This is a genomic window from Pedobacter faecalis, from assembly GCF_030182585.1.
In the GTDB taxonomy this organism is placed as follows: Bacteria; Bacteroidota; Bacteroidia; order Sphingobacteriales; family Sphingobacteriaceae; genus Pedobacter; species Pedobacter faecalis.
The window spans coordinates 679,462-699,648 of sequence record NZ_JARXOW010000001.1; the positions used below are offsets into that span (position 1 = coordinate 679,462).

General features: G+C 47.3%; 19 protein-coding genes. 8 read left to right on the plus strand and 11 right to left on the minus strand.

The features are described 5' to 3' along the window. On the plus strand, positions 1-870 hold the full coding sequence (locus QEP07_RS02985; RefSeq protein WP_285008463.1) for an aldose 1-epimerase family protein: 870 nt from the start codon (positions 1-3) through the stop codon (positions 868-870). On the opposite strand, the gene QEP07_RS02990 is transcribed toward QEP07_RS02985, so the two are convergent. The 3 genes from QEP07_RS02990 to QEP07_RS03000 form a co-directional block, all read right to left on the minus strand. Then, positions 860-2,059 (minus strand): GAF domain-containing sensor histidine kinase, encoded by a 1,200-nt coding sequence (locus QEP07_RS02990; RefSeq protein WP_285008464.1) that lies wholly within the window; start codon positions 2,057-2,059, stop codon positions 860-862. The genes QEP07_RS02985 and QEP07_RS02990 overlap by 11 nt on opposite strands. 127 nt (positions 2,060-2,186) lie before the next feature. Beyond that, a complete protein-coding gene (locus QEP07_RS02995) occupies positions 2,187-2,972 on the minus strand; it encodes a DUF4249 domain-containing protein (RefSeq protein WP_285008465.1) in 786 nt (261 codons plus the stop codon). 4 nt (positions 2,973-2,976) lie between these two features. After that, on the minus strand, positions 2,977-5,307 hold the full coding sequence (locus tag QEP07_RS03000; RefSeq protein ID WP_285008466.1) for a TonB-dependent receptor: 2,331 nt from the start codon (positions 5,305-5,307) through the stop codon (positions 2,977-2,979). A gap of 87 nt (positions 5,308-5,394) precedes the next feature. Between QEP07_RS03000 and QEP07_RS03005 the strand changes: the two genes are divergently transcribed. Genes QEP07_RS03005 through pdeM form a run of 4 tightly spaced genes read left to right on the plus strand, consistent with a single transcriptional unit; the run spans position 5,395 to position 11,120 of the window. Then, a complete protein-coding gene (locus QEP07_RS03005) occupies positions 5,395-6,399 on the plus strand; it encodes a ligase-associated DNA damage response exonuclease (protein ID WP_285008467.1) in 1,005 nt (334 codons plus the stop codon). After that, positions 6,396-7,988: an ATP-dependent DNA ligase gene (locus QEP07_RS03010; protein ID WP_285008468.1), complete on the plus strand. Its 1,593-nt coding sequence runs from the start codon at positions 6,396-6,398 to the stop codon at positions 7,986-7,988. Before QEP07_RS03005 ends, QEP07_RS03010 begins: the two co-directional genes overlap by 4 nt. 5 nt (positions 7,989-7,993) lie before the next feature. Then, positions 7,994-10,495 (plus strand): ligase-associated DNA damage response DEXH box helicase, encoded by a 2,502-nt coding sequence (locus QEP07_RS03015; RefSeq protein WP_285008469.1) that lies wholly within the window; start codon positions 7,994-7,996, stop codon positions 10,493-10,495. Further along, entirely contained in the window at positions 10,470-11,120 is a 651-nt protein-coding gene (pdeM, locus tag QEP07_RS03020) for a ligase-associated DNA damage response endonuclease PdeM (RefSeq protein ID WP_285008470.1), read from the plus strand. Before QEP07_RS03015 ends, pdeM begins: the two co-directional genes overlap by 26 nt. Here the strand turns inward: pdeM and QEP07_RS03025 are convergent. The 4 genes from QEP07_RS03025 to QEP07_RS03040 are packed head-to-tail and all read right to left on the minus strand — an operon-like array spanning position 11,117 to position 14,420. Further along, entirely contained in the window at positions 11,117-11,725 is a 609-nt protein-coding gene (locus tag QEP07_RS03025; protein WP_256005580.1) for a hypothetical protein, read from the minus strand. The genes pdeM and QEP07_RS03025 overlap by 4 nt on opposite strands. Then, complete coding sequence (gene bioA / locus QEP07_RS03030) at positions 11,715-12,992, minus strand: adenosylmethionine--8-amino-7-oxononanoate transaminase (protein WP_285008471.1); 1,278 nt, start codon at positions 12,990-12,992, stop codon at positions 11,715-11,717. Before bioA ends, QEP07_RS03025 begins: the two co-directional genes overlap by 11 nt. Further along, a complete protein-coding gene (locus tag QEP07_RS03035) occupies positions 12,970-13,446 on the minus strand; it encodes an NUDIX domain-containing protein (protein WP_285008472.1) in 477 nt (158 codons plus the stop codon). Before QEP07_RS03035 ends, bioA begins: the two co-directional genes overlap by 23 nt. Continuing rightward, the gene (locus QEP07_RS03040; protein ID WP_285010721.1) at positions 13,443-14,420 is read right to left on the minus strand and encodes a cation diffusion facilitator family transporter; all 978 of its coding nucleotides are present in this window, start codon (positions 14,418-14,420) and stop codon (positions 13,443-13,445) included. The genes QEP07_RS03035 and QEP07_RS03040 overlap by 4 nt, the downstream gene beginning before the upstream one ends. A 131-nt stretch (positions 14,421-14,551) precedes the next feature. Here QEP07_RS03040 and QEP07_RS03045 point away from each other — a divergent pair, with 131 nt between their 5' ends. Then, positions 14,552-15,745, plus strand: coding sequence for a pyridoxal phosphate-dependent aminotransferase (locus QEP07_RS03045; RefSeq protein WP_285008473.1), 1,194 nt, complete (start codon positions 14,552-14,554; stop codon positions 15,743-15,745). A gap of 82 nt (positions 15,746-15,827) precedes the next feature. Here the strand turns inward: QEP07_RS03045 and QEP07_RS03050 are convergent, their stop codons facing one another. Beyond that, the gene (locus tag QEP07_RS03050; RefSeq protein WP_285010722.1) at positions 15,828-17,069 is read right to left on the minus strand and encodes an ABC transporter permease; all 1,242 of its coding nucleotides are present in this window, start codon (positions 17,067-17,069) and stop codon (positions 15,828-15,830) included. A 128-nt stretch (positions 17,070-17,197) separates the two neighbouring features. Between QEP07_RS03050 and queA the strand changes: the two genes are divergently transcribed. Beyond that, the gene (gene queA, locus QEP07_RS03055; RefSeq protein ID WP_256005571.1) at positions 17,198-18,247 is read left to right on the plus strand and encodes a tRNA preQ1(34) S-adenosylmethionine ribosyltransferase-isomerase QueA; all 1,050 of its coding nucleotides are present in this window, start codon (positions 17,198-17,200) and stop codon (positions 18,245-18,247) included. Between the two features lie 39 nt (positions 18,248-18,286). Further along, positions 18,287-18,964 carry a 2-C-methyl-D-erythritol 4-phosphate cytidylyltransferase gene (locus tag QEP07_RS03060; RefSeq protein ID WP_285008474.1) on the plus strand — a complete coding sequence of 226 codons (678 nt, stop codon included), beginning with the start codon at positions 18,287-18,289 and terminating at the stop codon, positions 18,962-18,964. Between the two features lie 33 nt (positions 18,965-18,997). Here QEP07_RS03060 and QEP07_RS03065 read toward each other — a convergent pair whose 3' ends face one another. From QEP07_RS03065 to QEP07_RS03075, 3 genes are all read right to left on the minus strand, one after another. Beyond that, complete coding sequence (locus QEP07_RS03065) at positions 18,998-19,150, minus strand: lmo0937 family membrane protein (RefSeq protein ID WP_256005567.1); 153 nt, start codon at positions 19,148-19,150, stop codon at positions 18,998-19,000. A 138-nt stretch (positions 19,151-19,288) separates the two neighbouring features. After that, positions 19,289-19,510 carry a DUF2795 domain-containing protein gene (locus QEP07_RS03070; protein WP_008240955.1) on the minus strand — a complete coding sequence of 74 codons (222 nt, stop codon included), beginning with the start codon at positions 19,508-19,510 and terminating at the stop codon, positions 19,289-19,291. A gap of 112 nt (positions 19,511-19,622) precedes the next feature. After that, entirely contained in the window at positions 19,623-20,171 is a 549-nt protein-coding gene (locus tag QEP07_RS03075) for a cob(I)yrinic acid a,c-diamide adenosyltransferase (RefSeq protein WP_285008475.1), read from the minus strand. Between the last annotated feature and the right edge of the window lie 16 nt (positions 20,172-20,187).

Consider the following 20,187-nt stretch of genomic DNA (forward strand, 5'->3'; position numbering starts at 1 on the left):
ATGAATATGATTATTCTGGAAAACGATATTCTTAAGGTATGCATCGCAGAAAAGGGTGCCGAATTACAAAGCCTGGTGAACAAGCAAACCGGGAAGGAATATATGTGGAGCGGTAACCCCGACTTTTGGGGTAAGTTTAGTCCTGTTCTATTCCCTATTGTTGGCGGGTTGAAGGATAACCGTTATACCGTTGGCCGCAGTGAATATAGCTTGCCGCGACATGGCTTTGCGCGCGACCAGGTTTTTCAGTTAAAGGAGGAAGGAGATTCATATGCTACGTTTACGCTTGGCCACAGCGATCAAACGCTTAAGGTGTATCCCTTTGCATTTACGCTGAACATCAAATATACATTAGACGGCGCTGCTGTGGTGTGCAGCTATGAGGTTGTTAATCCTGGTGACGAGCAGCTTTGGTTTTCTATCGGGGCACATCCTGCATTTGCGATAGACACCTCTGTGGCTAACTTTTCGGACTATTATCTGGAGTTTAACCGGGACAATGAACTTGTGAGGCATTTGCTTAGGAAGGATCTGATTTCTGAGGAGACTGAGACGATTCCATTGGACAACAAGACTTTACAACTTTCGCACAAATTGTTTCAGGAAGACGCGCTGGTCATGAAGTCGATGAAGAGCGACCGGATCAGGCTTGGCAATGTTAAAAACGGAAATGGTATCGATTTCAGTTTTAAGGACTTCCCATTCTTCGGTATCTGGTCGGCCCCCAACGCTGATTTTGTTTGCCTGGAACCCTGGTGTGGCATAGCTGATGAGGTGGGTCATAATCAGCGCCTGGAAGAAAAAACCGGCATCATGTCACTCGCGGCCGGGGCGACATGGCAAAGAAGCTGGTCGGTAACTACTTTTTAAGGTCTGCAGGCAGCGACATATTAAATATGGCGCCTTTACCTTTTCCTTCGCTTTCTGCCCAGATCCTGCCGCCGTGCGCCTCAACCATCGCTTTAACGATGGACAGGCCGAGACCGGTAGACCTTTCCCCTCCTGTGGGCTGGGCACTTAGACGCGTAAAACGCTGAAATAGGTTTGATTTATCTTCTTCGGTAAGTCCCTGTCCCTGATCGGCCACAGAAACGATGACCTGACCGTTGCTGCCGGTACGTATGGTTACGGTTATACGTGTGTGCTGCGGCGAATATTTGATGGCATTGTTGAGCAGATTGTCAATTACCTCGGAGAGCTTGCTCTCGTCGGCCCGTATATAGATGTCGTCCGGATTTATAAACTCTATAACCTGATTTTTGCGGTCGGCCAGCGGCTGGTTCATTGCAATAACGTTGGCGATGAGCGCTGATGCGTTAAGCTTGACGAGCAACAGTCTGGTCTTGCCCGCCTCGACGGCTCCGGAGTCCAGCAGCTCGTCGATGATATGCACGATATTTAACACCGAAGCTTTGATCTGGTCGCACATTTTGTCGACCATTTCCGGATCGCCTTTCTTGAGTTTGATCAGATCCGCGCGGACCGGAATGGTGGTAAGCGGATTCTTAAGATCGTGTGCAGTGGTATGCAAAAGCTGTCTGTTGCCCACCGAGGCTAGTTCTGATGTATATCTGAGCTCAATCTGCTCCATAACCAGGTCCCGGAAATCAATCAGTGTGTCAATATCTTCCGGCGAAAGTGAACGCGGCTGCACGTCCATGATGCAAAAGGTACCAAGATTAAACCCTTCTTTTGTTTTTAGGGGCGCAGCGGCATAGAACTGTAGTCCGTGAGCCTGAACGAGCGGACTGGAAACAGCCTCTGCATGAAGCAGCGCGTTTTCGATCACATATACATCGTCATACATAATCGCAGTTCCGCAGAGTCCATCCGCCCTGTTTATTTGTTCTGCCTGAAAGCCATATTTTGATTTGAACCAAATACGTCCCTCGTCTACGATACTGATAAATACCAAAGGAACGTTAAAATGTCTGGCGGCGAGTCGGGTTAGTTTGTCATAGCATGGCTCTGAAACCGTATCTAAAATCCGGTATTTATACAGAGCCTTAACCCTTAACGCTTCGTTTGAAGCTATGTTTGAAACAGGTTGCATGCCCATCTAACTTTATTTATCTTGACAATAGGTAAGCTAATATAGTCTTCTCTTCCCTGATTTCAAAATTTAACTTTGACTTACAGTAGTTTAAGCACCGATGTACGATTCTTAGCGTATTCTAGCGGTATTTTTACTGGATTACCGCATTTCTCCTGCTTGAGGTATGCGCATTAAAAACACCTAATGCGCCGTTATTAAAGTTTGAGGGCGGATTTGCCGGCGAAACGGGAGGCCCGCCACCACCTGTGATCTGCTCCAGGCTGAAGAAGTATTTGTACACGTCGCGGTTGATGGACTGAAGTTCGACTTCCAGCGTGTCCCCTGTTTTTAGTTTGTCTAACTCATGATACAAGACGTTAGAAATGACGTTGCCGTTGTTAAACCGGTCGTCACTAACATCGTCTTCTTCAACTTTATCTTTTACGGTTAAAAGATAACGGTAATTGTTCTGCGCATTAGCCGGGTCGTTAAAGTTGGCCGCTACATAGGTATTTTCCTCGCCAAAGAAACTCAGCCGTTTGAAGGAGAGTGAGTCGAGATAGACCTTTTCGGGCATGTAAGAGGTGGAGGAGTAGGTTACGCCGTCGACCGTAACATTCAAGGTGTAGCCTGTGCCGGGCATCCCCCGCATCCGCGGCGTACGGTAAACGCCTTTCTCTACTTCACGAAGGTTCACATCCTGTCCGGGGATAGACAGCACCACTTTAGCGCCTGCAACACCATTGAAGCTATTGGGTTCGGTGAAGCTGTAGGTGCGTGATACACGGACGAAATGATGCTGATAGTTGTCATTCAGACTCGCATCGATCACAATTTTAGGTTCGGCGTTGTCCAGATCAAGATCGACGACCTTTTCGCAGGCGGCCGCCGCAATTGCCACTAAAAGTAAACCAATAAAAATTCTTATCCTGCCCATCTGCTTAAAATTTAAAGTTCCACGTTACCGAAGGTATTATACCAAATAAGGTGGTTTGAACGGCCTGAGTCCTTTCAGGATCGTCGGGATTATCTTCGAAGTCGATTGAAAAAGCGTTATGGCGGTTGTAAAGGTTGTAGATCCCGAACGACCAGTTGGACTGTATTTTGCGTCCCGGCTTGCCTTCTAAAGTCGCGGATACATCCAGACGGTGGTAGTCGGGTGTCCGGTACCCGTTCTTTTCGGTGTAATAGAATACTGTGCGACCGTTGATCTGGTATTTACCGCTTGGAAAAGTAACCGCATTTCCGGTGTTATAAACGAACACGGACGAGAAGGTCCAGCGTTTGCCCGGCTTGTAAATTCCGACGAGCGAAAGATCGTGCGTCCTGTCCTGACGGGCGTAAAACCAACGGCCATCATCTATGGCATCAAACTGCCGCTGGGTGCGCGACCAGGTATAGCCCAGCCATCCGTTAAGCTTTCCGAAACGCTTCTTAAAAAACAGCTCTATACCGTAGGCCCGGCCATCGCCATACAGTAGATCGGCTTCAACATTGGCATTGCCACGAAGATCGGTACCGGTACGGTATTCGATCTGATTCTGCATCCATTTATAGTATACCTCGGCAGAAAATTCGTACTTGTTATCGCTGAAATTCCGAAAGTATCCTGAAGCGATCTGATCAGCGATCTCCGGCTTCACGTTGTTGCTATTCATGATGTACAGGTCGGTAGGCGACGTTGAGGTAGAATTGGACATCAGGTGTATATGCTGTGTGTTCCGTGTATAGGCTGCTTTAATGGAGGAGCTCGTGTTGAGCTGATAGCTGGCTGATACCCGTGGCTCCAGGTTGAAGTAGTTACTGACCAGTTCGCCATTTCCGTAAGCGGTGGTTGTGAGCGTGTTGCCATCTTCATCGTAGGTGCGGAAATTGCCTGGGCCGAGCAGGGAGAAATTGCTGAGACGTAGCCCATATACCAGGTTAAACCGCTCTGCCGGACTCCATTCGTTAGAGATGTAACCAGCCAGCTCTATGCCTTTGCGATCTTCATAGTTGGTGTTGTTTACACTGGATTGAGGGCCTGATTCAAGATTTCCCGGTGCTATGGTATGATGGATGGCGTTAACACCAAATTTGAGCCGGTTATTGTTGCCAATGCTGTACTCAAAATCCTGCTTAAGGTTAAAGTCTTTGATGGCGGACTTGATCTTGAAGCTGTTCTCAGCGATCTGGTTTTCGATAACGTAATTGTAATTGCTGTATATCAGTGAAGTATTGGAGAACAGGCGATTACTGAACAGGTGGTTCCAGCGCAGGGTAAGTGTCGAATTTCCCCAATCGAACCCAAAAGTTTCTGAAATCCCGAGATTGTCGCGGCCAAAATAACCCGACAGGAAGATGGTGTTCCGGTCGTTGATCTGATAGTTGGCTTTGGCATTCAAGTCGTAAAAATAGAGTGTGTTCCCTCTTACTGAGCTGTCGGGCGACAAGGCCAGGAAGGCGTCGAGATAGGTGCGCCTGCCGCTAATCATGAAAGAACCTTTGTCTTTCGAGAGTGGCCCCTCCACTTTGAGCCGGGAGGAAATAAGGCCAATACCTCCTTCTGCGGCAAACTCCTTTTTGTTCCCGTCGTTCATCTTTATGTCGACAACCGATGCGAGCCGACCACCGTACTGAGCGGGCATACCTCCCTTATATACACTAACATCCTTTATGGCGTCTGAATTAAATGTAGAGAAGAAGCCGAGTAAATGGGAGGCGTTATATACCGGAGCTTCGTCGAGCAAGATGAGATTCTGATCGGTGGAGCCGCCCCGCACATAAAATCCGCTGTTGCCCTCCCCTGCTGATTTGATCCCGGGTAGCAGTTGAATGGTTTTGAGCACGTCGCGTTCGCCCAGTAGTACAGGTACGTCGTTGATTTCCCGAACGTTCATTTTCTGCAGGCCCATTTGCGGGTTGATCACATTTTCGTTTTGTCTGGTAGCAGATATGACCACTTCACTGAGCTGGTTGTCTTCCGTAAGTGCTACGTTTAAGCGCGTGTCTTTCCCCAGCATTATGGTTTGGTTTTCGGTCTTGTAGCCCACAAAACTGATGGTAACGCTGTAGCTACCTGCCGGGGCGCTTAACGAAAAGAAGCCGTAGGCATTGGTAACGGCACCGCTGGTAACCTGGCCGCTTATTCTAACACTGGCACCTATTAACGTTTCACCTGTTGTGGCATCGGTTATGGTCCCGTTTATGGTATATTTATTCTGTGCCGCAGATAACTTACTTAACCCTACTATCAGCAAGATCAGCAACACGCATCGATGTAGCTTTTGCATACTTTTTCCTCGGCTGTAAAAGTAACAAACAAAAACCAATAGACGGTATAGAACAAACATTATCTTAGAACCTATGTTTCTCATTTAATGGCATTAATCAGTTTTACGAGCAAGGGTATTTATTGCCCGCAGGGCAAGTTCTACATAGATCCCTGGCAACCGGTGGATCTTGCGGTGACTACACACGGGCACGCCGATCACGTGCGTTGGGGCAACAGGGCTTATTTATGTCATAAATTGACGGAACCGATTTTGCGCCAAAGACTTGCTGAGGATTTAAGCATACAAACATTGGGATACAATGAGGAGATCAGCATCAATGGTGTAAAGCTGAGCATGTTCCCGGCCGGACATGTGATCGGTTCGGCGCAGATACGCCTGGAATATAGAGGTGAAGTTGCGGTGGTGTCGGGCGACTACAAGGTGGAGCACGACGGCGTGAGCACGGGTTTTGAACCGGTAAAGTGCCATACTTTTGTGTCGGAAAGTACTTTTGGTCTGCCTATTTACAAATGGCAGCCTCAGCAGGTGATCTTTAACCAGATCAGGGATTGGGTGGGGGCCAACAAAGACAGAAATAAAACCAGTGTACTTGTTGCCTACAGTCTCGGTAAGGCGCAACGGCTGATCAATGGCCTGGCTGGTTTCAGCAATATCTATGTACATAACAGTATTGCGAACCTGAATGACAGATTTATAGCGGCTGGTGTGGATTTGCCTGAAGCCATCCGGATTTCGCCGGAACTGCGAAAGGAGGAGCTGCAAAACGGGCTGGTGATTGTGCCCCCGGCCATGGCCGATGGTCGCTGGGTGAAAAATCTGATCAGTCCGGCCGTAGGCGTTTGCTCCGGATGGATGCGGGTACGGGCTGGCCGACGATGGAGAAGTGCGGACGCAGGTTTTGCGCTGAGCGATCATGCTGACTGGCCGGGACTGCTGGATGCGATTAAAGCTACCGAAGCGGAAAAGGTGTTTGTGACGCATGGATTTACGGCTACGTTCTCGAAATACCTGAACGAGATTGGGATTGCGGCTGAAGAGGTGAAGACCCAATACGGAACAGAAGAGGAAGAAAGCGAGGTGGTGGAATGAGAAGATTTACTCAGCTGATCCAGGAGCTTGAAACAAGCAACAAAACGAATGATAAGATAGCCGCGCTGGTAAACTATTTTACGGAAGCAGATGATCGTGATAAACCATATGTGATTGCCATGTTTACCGGCAAGCGGCCTAAGCGACCGGTAAATACTTCTCTGATAAGACAATGGGCCGTAGAGCTGAGCGGTATACCGGAGTGGCTGTTTGCCGAAAGTTATCATAATGTGGGCGATTTAAGTGAAACGATTGCGCTGGTACTGCCCCCGCCCTCCCATAGGGCCGAACGTAAGCTGCATGAATGGGTTGCTGACCTTAGCGCGCTGCGCACGAAGAGCGAGGAGGAGAAAAAGGCATTTATTGTGCAGGCATGGGATAGCCTGGAACCTCAGGAGCGATTTGTATTTAACAAGCTGATCTCAGGGAATTTCAGAATCGGTGTATCTAATAAGATGCTGGTAAACGCGCTGGCGAAGATAAGTGATGTAGACCCCAGCAAGATTATGCACAGCATTATGGGACAATGGCAACCGGACGTGATCAGTTACGTGGATCTGCTTGCGGGTGTGCATGTAAATACGGACAATTCCTGGCCCTATCCTTTTTGCCTGGCTTATGCCCTTGAAGCTGAACCCGCCTCGCTCGGCGAGGTGAGCGAATGGCAGGCTGAATGGAAATGGGACGGCATAAGAGGTCAGATCGTAAAACGGAATGGCGAACTCTTTATCTGGTCGCGCGGCGAGGAACTGGTAACCGAACAATTTCCTGAACTGCACTTTTTGCGGGAAAAGCTGCAAGATGGGACGGTACTGGATGGTGAGATTCTTTCGGTACGCGATGGACAGGTGCAGGCTTTTAGTCTCCTGCAGCAGAGGCTAAACCGCAAAACAATCAGTAAATCGCAGTTGAACGACGCACCGATAGGCTTTTTTGTGTACGATCTGCTGGAACACAATACCCGGGATATGCGCGATGTCGCTTTGAGAGAAAGGCGGCGCTTGTTAGAACAGGTATTCGCCGAGATAGGTGACGCCACGATGGTGAGCCTCTCGCCTACCATCAGTTTCTCGACCTGGGAGGAGCTGGCAGAACTAAGGCAGGGTTCGCGCGATATGAACAGTGAGGGTATCATGCTCAAGAAACTGGACTCGCTCTACCATTCGGGAAGAAAACGGGGCGACTGGTGGAAATGGAAGATCAACCCCTACACCGTAGATACCGTGATGATCTACGCCCAGAAAGGAAGCGGCAGGCGCGCAAATTTTTATACAGATTACACTTTTGCGGTGCGGGATGGTGATAAGCTGGTTACCGTTGCGAAAGCCTATTCGGGTTTAACCGATAAAGAGATAAAAGAGGTAAATTCGTTTGTGCTAAAAAACGCGGTAGAAAAATTCGGCCCGGTAAGAACGGTGAAACCTGAGCTGGTCTTCGAAATCGCTTTTGAAGGTATTGCAGAAAGTAAACGTCATAAAGCGGGACTTGCTCTTCGCTTTCCCCGCATCGCGAGGTGGCGAAAAGACAAAAAGGCGGACGAGATCAATACGCTGGACGATTTGAGGCAGTTGCTGCAATCGACACTGTAATTTTTATGGATATAGAGACAAGTAAGGGTTACAAACAGGTAATAAAATGGCTGAAAAGCGACCGCAGAAAGCCTTTTAAATTTCAGACGGATGCCTGGCAGTACTACGCGGAAGGCTACAGCGGGCTGGTGAACGCCCCAACCGGTTTCGGAAAAACATACTCGCTCTTTCTTGCGGTGGTGATTGATGAAATGAACAGGCGGGCTTCGGCCGGCACAAAAAAACATACGGGCGGCTTAAAACTGATCTGGATTACGCCTTTGCGCTCGCTGGCTAAAGACTTGGCACGGGCCATGACGGTGGTATGTAATGAGATGGAACTGGGCTGGTCGGTAGGCGTACGCAATGGCGACACGGCACAGAGTGAAAAGCTGAAACAGAAGAAACAGATGCCGGATGTGTTGATCATCACGCCGGAAAGCATGCATTTGCTCCTCGCTCAAAAAAGTACCCTTAATTATTTCAGTGAGCTCCAATGTATTGTGGCCGACGAGTGGCATGAGCTGATTGGCAGCAAACGCGGCGTGATGGCTGAGCTGGCGATATCGAGGATCAAGGGACTTTTGTATGAGCAGCACCCGGAAAGATTGCTTCGCATATGGGGTATATCGGCAACCATCGGGAATATGGAACAGGCCCTGGATGTGCTGGTTCCCTATGCGGATTTGCTGAAGGTGATTGTGACCGCCGATATCGAGAAGAAAATTACGATCAAATCCATCCTGCCCGATCATATTGACATGCTGCCCTGGGCTGGTCACCTGGGCCATAAACTGGCGCCTAAGCTGCTCCCTGTGATCTATGCGAGCAAGACGACGCTGATCTTTACCAACACGAGAGGTCAGGCAGAGCTGTGGTACCAGACCTTGCTTGCAACGGATGAGAACCTGGCGGGCCAGCTGGCCATCCACCATGGTTCGATAGATCATGAACTGCGCAACTGGATCGAGGATGCGCTGCATTCGGGTATATTGAAAGCGGTAGTGTGTACTTCTTCACTGGATCTGGGTGTGGACTTTAAACCGGTAGACACCGTGGTGCAGATCGGATCACCGAAGGGCGTTGCGCGCTTCCTGCAGCGAGCAGGGCGTAGCGGGCACTCCCCTTTTGAGACGTCCAAGATTTACTTCCTGCCCACGCATGCCCTTGAACTTGTGGAGGCGGCGGCGATTAAAGAAGCCGCCCGGACACAGAACATTGAGAGCCGGGAGCCCATGGTGATGGTGTTTGATACACTTGTACAGTACCTGGTTACGCTTGCGGTGGGCGACGGCTTTGACGACGAGGTAATTTTTAATGAGGTGCGGCAGACTTACGCTTTCAGGGAACTGCTGCCTGAGGAGTGGAACTGGATCATGCAGTTTATTACCACCGGCGGCGACAGTCTGACAGCCTACAATGAGTTCAGCAAAGTAGAGCGTGTAGAGGGCCGCTGGAAAGTTACCAGCCGGCAGATCGCCATGCGGCACCGGTTGAGCATTGGTACGATTGTGAGCGATCCGATGATGAAGGTTAAATTTCTGAGCGGCGGCTTTATTGGCATGATTGAGGAGTCTTTTATCTCAAAAATGAAACCGGGCAATAGTTTTACCCTGGCGGGGCGTGTACTGGAATTCATCATGATCAAAGACATGATGGTGATTGTGAAGAAGAGCAAGCAGAAACAGGCGATAAACCCAAGCTGGATGGGCGGGCGGATTTCGCTTACGGCCAATCTGGGCAGCGTGCTACGCAAAAAATACAATGAAACGCTGGATAAAAAGCATGGTGACGAGGAACTGGACTTTATCCTACCTCTGTTTGAACGGCAGGCCAGGGTGTCGCACGTACCTAAGCACAATGAATTTTTGATTGAAATGATCGAAACACGCGACGGTTTCCACTTTTTTGGATATCCGTTTGAAGGGCGGCAGGTACATGAGATCATGGCTGCGCTGATTGCTTACCGGCTGGCCAAAATTAAACCGATCACGTTTTCTATTGCGATGAACGACTATGGTTTTGAGCTGTTGAGTGAACAGCCCATTCCGCTAGATGAAGCCAATGTGAAAAGCATTTTTAGTCCGGTGAACCTTGCGGACGATATTGTTTCGAGCATTAACGCTACAGAAATGGCCCGGAGGAAGTTCCGGGACATTGCCTGCATATCGGGTCTGGTATTTCAGGGATATCCTGGGAAGTATGTGGCCAATAAGCACCTGCAGTCGTCTGCCGCATTATTTTTCAACGTGTTTAGCGATTATGATAAACATAACTTATTATTGCGCCAGGCTTATGATGAAGCCTTTTACCAGCAAATTGAAGAACCAAGGCTTGCTGCGGCTTTACACAGGATACAGGCCAGCGAGATTGTTATTGTACGGACCGACAGGTACACACCTTTGTGTTTCCCGATCAAGGTTGACAGTTTGCGCGACAATATGAGTTCGGAGGAGTTAAGTCAGCGCATCGTGAGGATGACTGCTGAGGCGGAGAAGAAGAATGCAAGAAGGAAAAATGACCATTGACTGCAATGGCGAACAACTGATATTAAGTAAAGAGCGGGCGATTTTCTGGCCTCGGGAGCGCATGCTGATCATTAGCGATCTTCATGTGGGCAAGTCGGCACATTTCCGTAAATCTGGTGTACCGGTGCCAGATTTGGTGGGCACATCTGATCTGAAGCGCCTGGCATCCCTGATCAGGGAGTTTGAGCCGGCCACGCTTTTGGTGACAGGTGATATGTTTCATAATCATCTGAACAGCGACGTGGAGGTTTTTCGCGAATGGAGAAGCAAGTATCCCGAGTTGAAGGTTGTGCTGATAAAAGGCAACCATGACCGACTGAGCGACTCGGAATATGAGGGCCTTGATATTGAAATCTACCATAAAGAGCTATTGCTGGCCCCGTTTCGGTTTATCCACGACAAGCCAACGGTGTCTGATGCGTATTTTAATATATCCGGGCACATCCATCCGGGGGTCGTGCTTCATGGCAGGGCAAGGCAGCGACTGAGGTTTCCTTGTTTTTATTTCAGCAGTCACTGTGCTGTTCTACCGGCATTTAGTGTGTTTACAGGGCTGTTCCTGATCAAACCTGAAACGGGCGACCGGTTTTATGCCATTACCGCGAAAGATGTGGTGGCTGTCTAAGCGATCTGTCGGCCAAGGTTGCTCATCCAGCCTTCGAACATTTCCTGTTCTATGCGAATGATCTCTGCTGCATGCTTTTGCCATTCTGGTGAGAATTCTTCCAGTTGTTTGATCATTTCTTCCAGGTGACCTTCTTCTTCAAGGATAATCGACTTAACGTTTACCCTGCTTTTTGCGTTGCTGAGCACTTCCTGATAGATGGGATACAGTTCGTCTGCCCTTACTTCGATCACATAGGTTACAAAAAGATAGGCGGCAAACTTTAACTCGTAGCCGCTTAGGTTGAACTCCTTTTTCAGGTAACGACAAGCGGCGATATCAAGTGCGTTGAGATAGTATTTGGTGTGATCTGGTGTGAGCAATTCTTCGTTGGTATAGGTCTGAAAGAGATTTGCACCCAGTTTGTCTATTTGTTTTTTAAGATAGTAAGCATGCCTGTGCTCCTCTGCAGCATGCTTGAGGATAATGAGATGCACGCTTTCCTTGTGCTCAGATGCGGAAATCTTTTTTGCACCTGCATTTTCCATGAATGAAAGGGTATTTAACCATTTGGCATGCAAAAGGTTATCGTTCACTATATGTTCCAGTATGGGTTTAATTTGCATAGTCAATTTCGGTTAATGCTGCTGATATTGCGCTGTAAATATAGTCCAGATCGTCGTTACTGATGACATAAGGTGGTAAAATATAAATGATATTTCCCAGGGGCCTCATGATAATTCCACGTTCGAGGAAGAAATTATAGAGCCGGTTGCGTAGTCCGCTGAGGTAAGATGCATCTTCCCCTGCCTCCCATTCTATAGCCAGTATAGTTCCCGCTTGGCGTACGTCTTTCAATTTGGGATGACCCGCTATTTTGGCGGCAAACTGGCTATGCTGTTTCTCGATCCGTCTGATGTTGTCCATGGTTTCCTCCCGCTCAAGGATGTCCAGGCTGGCCAGTGAAGCCGCGCAGGCGACCGGGTTGGCCGTAAAGGAATGGCCATGATACAGCGTTTTAAGCTTATCGGTGCTGTAAAAGGCCTGATATATCTTGTCGTTGCAGGTCGTAATACCCATCGGCATGGTACCTCCGGTAAGTCCTTTGGAAAGGCAATATATATCGGGCGCGGTTTTTAAGGCTTCGCAGGAGAAGTATTTGCCTGTGCGACCAAAACCAGTCATCACTTCATCGGCTATGGTTAAAATACCGTGCGACTGGCAGCTTTCGATCAGTTCATCAAGATAGGCCGCGTCGTACATACGCATGCCTGCCGTTCCCAATACCATGGGTTCAAAGATAAAACAGGCAACTTCGTTCGACAGGTAATTGATTCGAGATCTTAGCTGGCTGATATTTGCTGCGCTAGGCAAATCCAGGAACTCTACATCAAACAACAGGGAATTAAATGGCTCGGTAAACATGCTGCGTCCGCTTACAGACATGGCCCCAAAGGTGTCGCCATGATATGCTTCCCGAAATGCAAGTATTTTAGTGCGTGGCTTGCCCCCGTTCACCCAATATTGAAGGCACATTTTCAGGGCGACTTCCACAGCTGTAGAACCATTGTCGCTGTAAAATACCTTCTCTTGCTGGCCTGGCAGCAGCGGCAGGAGCCGTTCGGCCAACTGTACAGCCGGCTCATGGGTGAATCCGGCGAAGATCACATGTTCGAGCGTTTTAAGCTGTTCGGCCACTTTAGCTGCGATGTGCGGGTGTGCGTGACCGTGAATATTCACCCACCAGCTGGAAACCGCGTCGATATAGCGTTGCCCCGCATCATCGTATAAATAGCATCCTTCGCCACGTACAATGCCGATATGCGGCAGTGCATCCTTCATTTGGGTGTATGGATGCCACATAACTTTACTATCCCTTTCGGTTAAATTCATGTAGGGTATTTTTTATTTGTTCGTTCTGCATTAGTATGACCTCCACAACGCGCTGATCGGTACGGAATGTTACATCGCTCATGCTCAGCTTCTCCAGGGCAACCCATCTGAAGGATTGCAGCTTTCCTTCGTCGAAATCGTACACCTGGGTCTTAAAGGAAAGGTTGAGCGGTGTAACAGGTTTTACCAGGTAATAGATACTCAGGATCTGGCTGTCGTTGAATGACGACTTCTCGTAAAAATCGGTGGTATACAGGTGGCTAAGCACTTCTACCTCAACTTCGCATTCCTCTATAAATTCCCGCTTAAGCGCTTCCAGCAGACCTTCTCCAAGTTCTACGCCACCGCCGGGGAACTTACTGAAGGTCCTGTCGCCCGACTGCTCGTCGCTGATCAGAACCTGGTTCTCCTCGTTGATCAGCACGCCATATACCCGTACGTTAAAGTAACTCATTGATCAAAATGTTTTTGGTTCTTGGTAGCATTCTCAATGGTCCATACAATCTCCTCGCGGAAGGGCTCGCGGCGTACCGGACATTCTTTCATATGGCAGTAATGGCAGCACTCAGGCAGACAAGGATCGGCGTGTATAAACAGCTCGGTCTTGTGCGGCGCGGTGCCGTTAATGGTCTGATCTATCTCGGATATCTCGCGGTGAACCTGTGTGAGTTCAAAATAATAAGGCAATGTAATATGGCAGTCGATATGCAGATCGGCGCCATACTGCTGCGCCCTCAGATTGTGTATATCGATCCAGGGATCGCGCCTGTTATGCTGCAGAATAGCGATAACATCTTTGACAACTTCCTGGTTACTCTCGTCCATAAGGCCGCCGACAGAACGGCGGATAAGTTTGTAACCGTTATGAATGATATAACCGGCAAGCAAAATAGATATCACGGAATCCAGCCATGTTAGTCCCGTAACCTTGATCAATATGATGCCGCCAACAAGTCCTGCGCTGGTTATGGCATCCGTAAAAAGGTGTTTGCCGTCTGCTTCGAGGGTAATGGACCTGTGTGTTTTTCCTGCTTTGATCAGATATAGGCCGGTAAACAGATTGATGATACCAGTGGCTCCGATAATGATCGCACCCTCCAGCAGATTTTCCAGTGTTTTCGGATAGATCAGATCGGCCCCCGATTTAAGCAAAATAATGACACCGGCCGCGGTAATAAGCACGCCTTCCAGAAAGGCTGAGAAAAATTCAATTTTGCCGTGGCCATACGGGTGGTTGTTATCTTTTGGTCTGGTGGCGAGATAGATGCTGTAAAAGGCGAAGGCACTGGCGATGACATTGACGATGCTTTCGGCTGCATCTGTAAGAATGGCATTGGAATGCGTGATCAGATAGGCCCCAAACTTGGCCAGCATCAGTAAAAAACTGATGGACAAGGCAATAAGAATGGCTGTCTTTCTAGGATGCAATGTTCTCGATTTGGTGTTCAAAAATACTGTTTAAGGCGCGCATTCCATTAAAAGTATTTTTTTTAGTTCATAATCCGGTGAGGTTCATATCTTTGTGTCCGCACAAATTTTATTGCTATTCACCACCAATTATGACATTTTTATCTAAAAGAATCAACAACCTGTCTGAGTCGCAAACCATTAAAATGGCTAAGCTGGGCAGAGAGCTATCCGCCAAAGGGATAGATGTTATTAACCTGAGTTTCGGGGAGCCTGATTTTTATACGCCTGACTTTGTAAAGGAGGCAGCCAAAAAAGCCATAGATGAAAACTACTCATATTATACTCCGGTATCGGGATACGCTGATTTGAGAAAAGCGGTTACTGAAAAACTATTAAACGAGAATAACCTTACCTATTCTCCTGAGCAGATTGTTGTATCGACCGGTGCCAAGCAATCGCTTGCAAATGCAGTTCTCTGCCTGGTAGATCCGGGTGATGAAGTGATCGTTCCTACGCCTTACTGGGTATCGTATTCAGAAATGATCAAGCTGGCGGAGGGCGAGACGGTGTTTATCAACGCAACTGTGGAGAATGAGTTTAAAATCACTGCCGACCAACTTGAAGCTGCAATAACACCTAAAACCAAGCTGTTCATGTTTTCTTCGCCATGTAATCCGACCGGTTCGGTATACAGCAAAGAAGAACTTGCTGCACTGGTAGAGGTTTTTGAGAAATATCCGAATATTTACATTATATCGGACGAGATTTATGAGCACATCAATTTTGTCGGCCAGCATGCTTCTATTGCTGAATTCGACAGTGTGAAAGACCGTGTGATACTGATCAACGGCTTCTCTAAGTCGTACGCCATGACCGGATGGCGTGTGGGCTATATGGCGGCCAACAAAGAGATCGCTTCTGCTTGTGATAAATTGCAGGGCCAGATCACTTCGGGTACCTCTTCAATCGCGCAGCGTGCTGCTTTGGCTGGTTACCAGGGTGGCTTAGATTCTGTAAAGGAGATGGTTGCAGAATTTAAAAAACGCAGAGACATTGTTTACGCCCTGCTTAAAGAGATTCCCGGCGTTAAGGTTAATCTTCCTGACGGTGCGTTTTACTTCTTCCCGGAGATTAAGTCTTATTTCGGGAGAAGGAATGGCGATACGGTAATCAACAATGCGGAAGACCTGTGTTTATACATCCTGAATGAGGCTCATGTTTCGACCGTAACCGGCGAAGCTTTCGGTAATGAAGACTGCATCAGGATTTCTTATGCAGCGTCTGAAGACCAGCTAAGAAAAGCGGTATCAAGAATTAAAGATGCTTTAGTGAAGTTGTCGTAAGACACTTATCAAATGATAACGAAAGCCGGATATTGATAAAATATCCGGCTTTTTATGTTTTATCCCATGATCTGGTTGGCGGTTATGATCTAATGGCTTCGACGGGGTCGAGACGGGAGGCTGAATATGCTGGCCAAAAACCTGAGATAACTCCGATGATCACTGATACACCTATTCCCAGAATAATGTTCGACATAAACAATACCATCTCAAATCCGAAGGAGCCAGCGATCAGCGTACCGATATATACGAGCAATAAGCCAAGTAGCCCACCTAAAAGACATAGTGCAATGGCTTCAAACAGAAACTGAAGCAGGATAAAGTAGTTTTTGGCACCCAGGGACTTTTGTATACCAATGATGTTGGTACGTTCCTTTACAGAAACAAACATGATATTGGCGATGCCGAAGCCGCCCACGAGTATAGAAAAGCCCCCGATGATCCATCCGGCAAGGTCGACCACCCCAAACATCGTATCGAGCTGATCGGAGGCGATGGTACTTTTGTTGAGCGCAAAGTCGTCGTCCTGTCCCGGCCTGATCTTTCTGATGGAGCGCATAGCTCCTCTCAGCTCACTTTCCACTTCTTCGAGTGCGATGTGATCATAGCCTCTTACTGTAATGGTGGGGTCGTAACGGCCGCTTTCTACATCCATCATACCGCGCGCTAAATTAAGCGGCATAATGATATTCTTGTCCTGTGACATGCCCATCATGTCTTCCCCCTCCTTTTTAAATACGCCTACCACCGACATTTTTCTTCCCATGACCGAGACCTTTTTGCCTATGGCTGGCTGACCGTTGAACAAGCCTTCTGCGAGTGCAGCGCCAATGAGCACTACCGGCGAACCGGCCCTACCCTCGTTCTCGGTAAAATACCTGCCTTCCTGAAATTCCAGGTTCCAGGTTTTGTTAAAGTCCTGCGAAACCGCCCTCAGTCCGGCGCCCTCCACAGCATTTACGCGGTATTTGACGGTGCGCTCGTTTGCGTAGATTTCGTAGGAAACCCCCTGGGCATAGGTTAATCTTTCTTTTAGCAGATCATAATCCCGGAGAGAGGGTTCGGGACGGTTAACATACTTCCACCATGGATAGTCGCCAAATCCACCCCATGGCCACTTTTGGATAAAGATTGTTTTGGAACCTAACTTATCTATACTTTCCTGAAGCTTACTTCTGAACGTGTCGGCCGCCGAGAAAACGAAAATAATGGCAAAAATGCCTATGGTGATGCCTAAAAGCGATAGCATGGTGCGCAGCTTATTCTGGCGTAGGGCATCAGCTGCAAAACGGAAACTCTCGGCAATCAGTCTAAAAATTATCATCATCAGGATTTAGATCAAATGTACCCAAAAAGGTTACAGCTGGATCACTTTAACTTAAAAATTGCTCAACTAGGTTTATAAAAATTATATTAGTAAATTTGCGCCCTAAATTATTACATCAGAAAAATATGAAATTATCTCAATTTAAGTTTAATTTACCTGAGTCGTTAGTTGCAAACAATCCATCTGAACAGAGAGATGAAGCGCGATTAATGGTTCTGCATAAAGATAGTGGCAAAATTGAACACCGGATTTTCAAAGATGTTTTAGAGTATTTCGATGATAAAGATGTAATGATCCTGAACAACACCAAGGTGTTTCCGGCCAGACTTTATGGCAACAAGGAAAAAACAGGCGCTACTATTGAGGTTTTCCTGTTACGCGAGCTGAACCGCGAGCTTCGCTTATGGGACGTTTTGGTTGATCCGGCGCGTAAAATTCGTGTAGGTAACAAGCTTTACTTTGGCGATGATGACCTGCTTGTTGCTGAAGTGGTAGATAATACGACCTCGAGAGGACGTACCATCCGTTTCCTTTTTGACGGTACTGATGAGGAATTCAGGAAGAACATTGAGATACTTGGAGAGACCCCGCTTCCAAAATATATTAAGCGTAAGGCAACCGCTCAGGATAAAGAGCGCTATCAGACGATCTTTGCGAAACATGAGGGTGCAGTTGCTGCTCCTACCGCCGGATTGCATTTCAGCAGGGAGCTTATGAAGAGGCTTGAACTGAAAGGTGTTGACTTTGCAGAAGTAACTTTGCATGTGGGTTTGGGTACTTTCAGGTCTGTTGAAGTAGAAGATCTTACCAAACACAAGATGGACTCAGAGCAGTTCATCATTGAACAGCGCGATGCAGATATTGTTAATAAAGCTATTGAAGAAAAGAGAAAAGTTTGCGCAGTTGGTACAACCTCCATGCGTGCCATAGAATCTGCTGTTTCTTCTAACAGGACACTTAAAGCTGCAAATGACTGGACAAGTAAGTTCATATTCCCGCCTTACGATTTCAGTATTGCCAATTCCATGATCACCAATTTTCATACGCCTGAATCGACGCTGCTGATGATGGTAAGTGCCTTTGGTGGATATGAGCATGTAATGAACGCTTACGAAATTGCCGTTAAAGAAAAATATCGCTTTTATAGCTATGGCGATGCGATGCTGATTATATAGGTATTCGTTTGAAGCGAGATTACCGGTTTAAACAAGTCAATGAAATATTTCGCTATTATAGTTGCCGGTGGATCTGGAAGCCGTATGCAGAGCAAGGTTGCCAAACAGTTTTTGTTGCTGAGGGGCCGACCTGTGATGATGTATACGATTCAGGCCTTTTATAAGTGCACACTTAGTCCAGAGATAATAGTTGTACTAAATAGACATCAGCATCACTATTGGGCAGAGCTATGCCGTCTTCACCATTTCGACATTCCGCATAAGGTTGTGGAGGGTGGTGAAACGAGGTTCCACTCGGTTAAAAATGGCCTGGCTCATATCCTGGAACAGGGTGTGGTAGCTATTCACGATGCCGTAAGACCGCTTGTATCGCCGGAACTCATACTCAGGTCTTATAAACAGGCGGAGAAAAAAGGTAATTGTGTAGTTGCCGTCTCTCCTACAGACTCGCTCAGAAAACTGGATGAGGCTGAAGGAAGCCTTGCGGTGAACAGGAATGATTTCATTTTAGTACAGACGCCACAAACATTTATTGTGGAGACGCATAAAGACTGCTATAATATTCCGTACGAGGAGAAGTTTACGGATGATGCCACTGTAGCTGAACATTGTGGCCACGCCATCCATATCGCGGAAGGAGAGCGGGAAAATATCAAAATCACCTATCCAGAGGATTTGGAGATCGCTGATATTTATCTAAAAAAAAGGGGCTTTTAATATAAAAGCCCCTTTTTGTATCTGAAATACCGACTAAGCCGCACTTCTGATAATTCGTAATATTACGGCAATCACTGCAATAACTAAAAGAATGTGGATGATTCCTCCTGTATAGAAATTACCGAAAAAGCTAATCGCCCAAATGATTACCAAGATTACCGCAATTAAATAAAGTAGATTTCCCATAACGTTTAATTTTTAAGTTTATGTTTTTAGATAGATGTAAGAAGCTTATTACTTCATGACAATACATAAACAATCTTCGTTCCAAAATAAAAACCCCGCTGTTTGGCAGCGGGGTTTTTATTTGAGATTGGTACAATCTTAATATTCGTCTTCGTTGAAGAAGAAATCGTCTTTGGTTGGATAATCTGGCCAGATCTCTTCGATTGTTTCATATGGTTCACCATCATCTTCGAGTGCCTGAAGATTTTCGATTACTTCTACGGGTGCTCCCGATCTGATACCGTAATCGATTAATTCGTCTTTCGTTGCTGGCCATGGAGCGTCTTCCAAATGCGATGCGAGTTCTAGTGTCCAATACATATTCTTAATGTTATTTAAGTTGTTCTACAATAATTCGCAAAAGTATATTAAAAAACCTGACGAAAACAAACTTTTTTTTCCACTATTCACAACGGGTTTTGTATGATAACGCTCAGGAACGCGGAATCCAGATATCTTCCTTAAAATCCCCGTCAAAATTGATTTTCCGTGACAGAACAAAGAGGTAATCACTTAGCCTGTTTAGGTAGATCACAACCTTTTGATCTACGTAACTTTCGGAGGCGAGGTGGACAACAAGTCGCTCGGCCCTCCGGCAAACGCAGCGGGCTACATGGCATTGGGCGCCTGCCGTTGAGCCGCCGGGGAGAATAAAATGAGTCAGGTCGGGAAGTTCCAGATTCATCTCATCGATCTCCGTCTCGAGCAGTGTAATGTCAGCGGCGGTAAGGTCCGGAATCTTCATTTTGGATTTATCAGGATCGGCCGCCAGACAGGCACCTATGGTAAACAGCCTGTCCTGAATGTGCTTAAGCATTTCCTTGTAAGGATTGGCCGCGGCATGACTCATGATAAGGCCAAGATGTGAATTGAGCTCGTCGACCGTGCCGTAACTTTCGATACGCAGATCGTATTTTGGGACACGGGTACCGCCTATAAGGGAAGTAAGTCCCTTATCACCTGTTTTCGTGTAAATCTTCATCCGTAATGATTAAGAC

Bases quoted from the DNA above. Each gene is read 5' to 3' on its own strand.
- QEP07_RS02985 (WP_285008463.1), top strand. From the start codon at position 1: ATGAATATGATTATTCTGGAAAACGATATTCTTAAGGTATGCATCGCA.
- QEP07_RS02990 (WP_285008464.1), bottom strand. From the start codon at position 2,059: ATGGGCATGCAACCTGTTTCAAACATAGCTTCAAACGAAGCGTTAAGG.
- QEP07_RS02995 (WP_285008465.1), bottom strand. From the start codon at position 2,972: ATGGGCAGGATAAGAATTTTTATTGGTTTACTTTTAGTGGCAATTGCG.
- QEP07_RS03000 (WP_285008466.1), bottom strand. From the start codon at position 5,307: ATGCAAAAGCTACATCGATGCGTGTTGCTGATCTTGCTGATAGTAGGG.
- QEP07_RS03005 (WP_285008467.1), top strand. From the start codon at position 5,395: ATGGCATTAATCAGTTTTACGAGCAAGGGTATTTATTGCCCGCAGGGC.
- QEP07_RS03010 (WP_285008468.1), top strand. From the start codon at position 6,396: ATGAGAAGATTTACTCAGCTGATCCAGGAGCTTGAAACAAGCAACAAA.
- QEP07_RS03015 (WP_285008469.1), top strand. From the start codon at position 7,994: ATGGATATAGAGACAAGTAAGGGTTACAAACAGGTAATAAAATGGCTG.
- pdeM (WP_285008470.1), top strand. From the start codon at position 10,470: ATGCAAGAAGGAAAAATGACCATTGACTGCAATGGCGAACAACTGATA.
- QEP07_RS03025 (WP_256005580.1), bottom strand. From the start codon at position 11,725: ATGCAAATTAAACCCATACTGGAACATATAGTGAACGATAACCTTTTG.
- bioA (WP_285008471.1), bottom strand. From the start codon at position 12,992: ATGAATTTAACCGAAAGGGATAGTAAAGTTATGTGGCATCCATACACC.
- QEP07_RS03035 (WP_285008472.1), bottom strand. From the start codon at position 13,446: ATGAGTTACTTTAACGTACGGGTATATGGCGTGCTGATCAACGAGGAG.
- QEP07_RS03045 (WP_285008473.1), top strand. From the start codon at position 14,552: ATGACATTTTTATCTAAAAGAATCAACAACCTGTCTGAGTCGCAAACC.
- QEP07_RS03050 (WP_285010722.1), bottom strand. From the start codon at position 17,069: ATGATAATTTTTAGACTGATTGCCGAGAGTTTCCGTTTTGCAGCTGAT.
- queA (WP_256005571.1), top strand. From the start codon at position 17,198: ATGAAATTATCTCAATTTAAGTTTAATTTACCTGAGTCGTTAGTTGCA.
- QEP07_RS03060 (WP_285008474.1), top strand. From the start codon at position 18,287: ATGAAATATTTCGCTATTATAGTTGCCGGTGGATCTGGAAGCCGTATG.
- QEP07_RS03065 (WP_256005567.1), bottom strand. From the start codon at position 19,150: ATGGGAAATCTACTTTATTTAATTGCGGTAATCTTGGTAATCATTTGG.
- QEP07_RS03070 (WP_008240955.1), bottom strand. From the start codon at position 19,510: ATGTATTGGACACTAGAACTCGCATCGCATTTGGAAGACGCTCCATGG.
- QEP07_RS03075 (WP_285008475.1), bottom strand. From the start codon at position 20,171: ATGAAGATTTACACGAAAACAGGTGATAAGGGACTTACTTCCCTTATA.